This is a genomic window from Streptococcus sp. GMD4S (assembly GCF_000296955.1).
The window spans coordinates 1-5,654 of the sequence record NZ_AJRE01000087.1 but is presented as its reverse complement, the minus strand read 5'-3'; the positions used below and the strand labels follow the sequence as shown (position 1 = coordinate 5,654).

The following is a 5,654-nucleotide window of genomic DNA, read 5'->3' as shown; positions in this document are numbered from 1 at the left end:
CCTGGCAATTGACCAGTTGCACGATAGTGAGCAAATTCCTCAGGTGTCACTTCACGTCCATTAATCAAGTAGCGACGATTTTCAGAACTATATCCTCGCATACCTCCCATCAATTGGTTAAATAAATCATCCATGTTGTTAAAGTTATTAAAGTTGTTGTTCATATTCTTTACCTCGTTTATTCTTAATTATATGCGATCTCTGATATTGACTATCTTTGATCTTTGTTTTAAAAATTTTAGACTAGCTAACTAGCTACCCTACGTATAATTTCTGGTTTTTCTTTCTTAAATAAGCCTTTTATCATCTTCTTTTCAAAATCTGTTAGATTTAACATAGGCCTCACCCCTTTCTAGGGTATCTATCATACATTTTCAAGAAATAGGATCATTGAAAATGAAGTTTTCTAAGGAATTCATTTTCCTTATGTTTCTACTATACCACTTTAGTCAGTAAAAGTCAATAACTTTTTGACCAAATTTGACTATTTTTTTAAAAAATTTTTTGAAGTACAAAAAAAGCCCCTAGAAAACGAATTTTCTAGAGACTTTCTCTATCAGGTTTAAGAGAGAAGTAGAATTCTCACTTACCAAGTTTCATGTTTCTTCTACAAAAGCTTAAGCTTTGCGTTTTACGAAGAATACCAATCCACTCAATGCCAAGACTACAAATCCAAGCGCAGAAAGGATAGAGGTTGCTTCCCCTGTGTTTGGAAGTTCAGCTTTACCTTTAGTCTCAGTAGCTGGAGGTGCTGGTTTTGGATCCTCTTTTTGTCCTGGACCAGTTGGTTCTGTTCCTGGAGTTGGATTTGTTCCTGGATTATTTGGCGTTGGATCTGGTGTTGGTGCTGGATCTGGCGTTGTTCCTGGATTATTTGGAGCTGGATTTGGATTTGGTTCTGGTGTTGGTGTTGGAACAGTGTATTTATTTGTAAATACAACTTCTTTACCATCGGCATACGAAACCCTTGCAGTCAAGAGACCTTGATCATCCGCAACTACAGTGACTGTTACGGTATGCTCAGTCTTATCGTATTCAATACCCTCTTCAGTACCAACTTTTTCAACCAAGGTATAAGTGTAAGTACCTGCTTCTTCGAATGAACGAACAAAGGCTACTTTACCTTCGGCAGTATTCTTAGCTGTAGCTACAACGGCGCCTTTCTCTTTCAATTCGAAAGTATAAGCATCAGCCGCAAGTTCTTTACCTTCAAGTTTCTTAGTTGCTTCAATCGTAGCTTCTACCGCTGGTGCTTTGAAGCTATTCTTGAAGACATTACCTGCTGGATATTCAACAGCTGCCTTCAAGGCGTTGGTTGCTGCATCTTTGGTTACTGTTACCTTTGCAGTCTTTTCTGTATCGTAAGTAATACCAGTTGCTCCAGCATTCACTTCTTTTACAGTATAAGTATGAACACCTTCTGCATCATAGTTGATTGTATTAAATGTTACTTTCCCACCTTGGTTTGTTTTTGTATCAATTTTTTGTCCATCTTTGTACAATTCAAATTGGAACTCACCATCAACCAAAGTACGACCAGTCAATTCTTTCGTAAACTCAAGTGTTGCTGATGTAGCTGTTGGAGCTGGTGCTGTATAAATATTTGTGAAGACCCGTTCTGTATCCGCATCTTCTACAGTCGCAACCAATTGGCCTTTACCATCATCCGCAACAGTGACGAACACTTCATACGCAGTTTGATCATAAGTGATTGTTTTATCGTCACCAGCTTTTTCAGTAATAGTGTAAGCGTAATCGCCTGCTGCTGAGAAAGTGACGTTGAAGACAACTTCTCCTGAGGCAGTATTCTTAGCCGTAGCTACAAGGTCTGAACCTTCTTTCAGTTCGAAAGTATAAGCATCAGCTTCAAGCGCTTTTCCTTTCAAGACTTTCTTAGCTTTGATTGTAGCCTGCGCAGGTTCCGCTTTATAGTCATTAACGAAAACTGGTGTTTCACTTGTAACTGTCGCGACAAGTTGACCTGAGCCATTATCTTTCACTTCTACAGTTGCTGGATGTTCTGTTTTATCATAAGTTACACCAAGTTTATTGCCAACCTTTTCTGTAATAGTATAGTTATATACTCCTGCTTTTGAATAGCTAATTTCAGAAAAACGAATCAATCCACCAGCAGCATTCTTTGCTGTCGCAACAACCTTATCACCCTCTTTCAGTTCAAACTCAAACTCATCTATCTCTAGCTCTTTACCGTTCAAAACTTTTTTAGCTTCAATAGCAATTTTTGCTGGAGCTGCTTTATAAGTGTTGGTGAAGGTTGGGTTGTTACCTGCAACAGCCGCCTCAAGTTGACCTTGACCGTTATCTGTAACGTTTACTGTCACTTCATGTGTAGCAGTGTCGTATGTCACACCTGCTTCGCTACCTGCTTTTTCTGAGATAGTGTAAGTGTGGTCGCCTGCTTCATTGTATTCGATTTCTTTGAAAGTAACAGTACCGTCTGCAGCGTTTTTAGCTGTCGCAACGACTTTGTCACCTTCTTTAAGCTCGAATTCGTATTTATCAGCTTCAAGGGCTTTACCTTCCAAGACTTTCTTAGCTGTAATCGTTGCACTTGTTTTAGCTGCTTTATAAGTGTTGGTGAAGGTTGGGTTGTTACCTGTAACAGTTGCAACAAGTTGACCTTGGCCGTTATCTGTAACTTTTACCTTAACTTCGTGTTTAGCAGTATCGTATGTCACACCTTTTTCACTACCTGCTTTTTCAGTGATAGTGTAAGTGTATTCACCTGCTGTTTCTAACTCAATTTCTTTGAAAGTAACGGTGCCGTCTGCAGCGTTTTTAGCTGTCGCAACGACTTTGTCACCTTCTTTAAGTTCGAATTCGTATTTATCAGCTTCAAGGTCTTTACCATTCAAGACTTTCTTAGCTGTGATAGTTTCTTTAGCTGGAGTTGCTTTATAGGTGTTAGTGAAAGTTGGTTCTGCAGATGTGACAGTTGCTGTTAAAACTCCACTTTGGAAAGTTGCTGCTACAGTAACTTCCTTGGCTTCTGTATCAAATGCAACGCCTGCAACTGCTGTTGAAGTGTCTTCTTTGATGATGTAGTGATAAGTTCCCGCACCTTTTACTTGGAGATTCTCAAAGGTAATAGTCCCATCAGCTTTTGATTTTGCTGTAGCTACAGGATCCTTCAAGTTCTCTGCAGTAAACAGGTTAAAGGTAAACTCATCTGCTTTTGGAAGTTTATCTGTACGTCCTTCTACTACTTTCTTAGCCGTCACATTGAATACAGCTGGAACAGGTTCGTCTTTAAGATGAATAGTAGAACCCGCAGCACCGAGTTTGACTGTATACTCTTTTTCATCTAGTTTATAACCTGCTGGAGCAGTCTTCTCTTTGATCTTAAACGTTTTACCTTCCCATTTCTGATCATAAGTTTTCGTAAGCGCTACTCCTTTTTCATTCGTAGTCACTTCTGTTGTTTCACTTGCATCATCTGCTGCTGTCACAGTATATACCGCACCCGAAACCGGAGCCAGAGTGAAGGCATCAGTCTTATGAATCTTAATTTGGTAAGCAGTAGATGCTACAATCGTACCAGAAATCAAAGATGTCGCCTCAGCTGTCATATCAAGTGCTCCCGGACGACTTGTATTCTGTGCTAATTTAGTCCCGTCAGCCAATGACAGAGCAACCCTATTTCCTACTTTACTTCCATCATTAGGAGTTGTTGTGTTATAAGAGACTATATAAGAGGTCGTTCCATCTTTAAAAATGATATCAAATGAAGTATAGTTTTCGTTCCACGAAACGGTATAGTCTTGTCCCTCAGTTAACAAAACTGCATCATCTGGAACAGCAGAAGTCCCAACAGTGATATTTGCCTTATACACTTTTAGAGTCTCAGGAATATACTGTGCAGGAGTGTAACTAGTATCATCATTTGGTATAGTATCATGTAATACAATATTTTGTCCTAAGTCTTGTTTCTCTGTATTTACACGTACACGCCAGGTAGACCATGCATCTCCCTTGCTAACCGAACCAATCTCAGCCAGTTTTGGAGAGTTCCAATTTTCAAGGGCAGCACGACCCCCAATTTTAGCATAATTTTCAGTACCAACTTTGGGACCATCGATTGTTTTTGATGAATAAATGTGAGTCACTTCTTGCTTCAATGAGGATGAATTAAAGTTTATGCGGGTTTTATTCTGATCCTTTAAGAATCTAAAAGTAACAGAAAAATTCCCTGACACATCCTTTACCTTATCTCCACCAGTTTTCTCTAGATATTTATCCAAGTTTTTCAAGGTGATTTTTGCTTTCCCACCTTGATCAGTCCCATTTGAAGTCACTTCAGCTTCTCCAATAGTAACTTTTGTTGTCGGATCGATTAAATCCTGACTCCCCTCATAAACTGCCATAGGAGCAGGTATATCAAAGGTAAAATAATCTCCATTATTCAAATGTTCATTATACTGTTTGAGATCAAAAGTCACGCGAAGCTTATATGCTAAATTCGTACGAAGCGAGAAATCTCCTTCTGAACTCACATTTTGCTTAGTATCTGAAGCATCTAACAGATCAATACCTGTAATGACTTGTGTCAATTCTTTTGAAACAGGATTATCTGCTTTAACAATGCCTATCAAAACAGATGCTAGGCCTAAAATAGCAAAAGCTAACGCAGAAAATTTAGAAAGCATATTTAACGCTTTGCTTTTCGACATTTCTTCTCCTCTTTTCTTTATGAAATTTTTATTTCTAATCTCCCTAAGAGATTACATCATACCATTTTGACAACCCCTATCACTAACTAGAGTTTATCTATTGTATTATAACATCTCAATACAATCTATTCAAGTTTAATAACTAGAAAATAAGTTTTTATAAGATTTTATTATATTATTCTCTCGAATTTCAACACATTGTCACAAGAATTAACAAAATCTCTCAGTATTTTTCATATGATATGTCGAAAATTTATCTTTTAGATATAGAAAAAAGCCAGTCCTATAGACTAGCTTTCTTTCTATTCTAATTGAATCTTAGCTCAAGGCGTCATCCATTGAAAGAACTTCGTGGAAGACACGTTGTGTCAATTCAGTTTTTTGTTCTGGAGTGAGGTATTTAGTGTTTACACAGTATCCAGAGATACGTACGATAACGTCTTCACCTGACATGATCTTTTCGTAAACATCGTTCAAGTCCATAACGTTCAAGTTAACGTGTTGTCCACCGTTTTCGAAGTAACCATCAAGGATTGTTACCAAGTTATCAACTTGTTCGTCACGAGTCTTACCAAGAGCACGTGGAGAAACTTGAGTTGTCAATGAGATACCGTCAGCTGCGTAACCAAAGTCAAGGCTAGCAAGTGAGTTCAAGTTTTGCAACCATCCACCTTTAGCTTTGTTAGATGGGTTCGCACCTGGTGAGAAGAATTCAAGTTTAGACAAGTTCACAGAACCATCTTCGTTGAGGTATACACCTTTGTGGACTGGTGAGTTACCAGTTTGTTTAGAGTAAGCAACGTTAGATGTGATTGTCAAAAGTGATACAGTAGCTTCTGCGTCTTTGTATAGTTTGTGGCTACGTAGACGAGTTGTATAAGCTTCGATCAACCATTCTGCCAATTCGTTTGAACGTGGGTCATCTTCACCCCAACGTGGGTATTCACCGATTGTTTCGTAATC

General features: G+C 38.5%; 3 protein-coding genes. All 3 read right to left on the bottom strand.

Annotated elements, in window-relative coordinates; genetic code table 11:
* The coding region (locus GMD4S_RS12925) for a hypothetical protein (protein WP_001063350.1) at positions 1-164 on the bottom strand (164 nt) is incomplete at its 3' end.
* Between the two features lie 453 nt (positions 165-617).
* A complete protein-coding gene (locus GMD4S_RS06770; RefSeq protein WP_000045544.1) occupies positions 618-4,691 on the bottom strand; it encodes a Spy0128 family protein in 4,074 nt (1,357 codons plus the stop codon).
* Between the two features lie 318 nt (positions 4,692-5,009).
* The coding region (locus GMD4S_RS06765) for a glycine radical domain-containing protein (protein WP_000223905.1) at positions 5,010-5,654 on the bottom strand (645 nt) is incomplete at its 5' end.

Coding starts and splice junctions, on each gene's coding strand:
- GMD4S_RS06770 (WP_000045544.1), bottom strand. CDS start 4,691: ATGTCGAAAAGCAAAGCGTTAAATATGCTTTCTAAATTTTCTGCGTTA.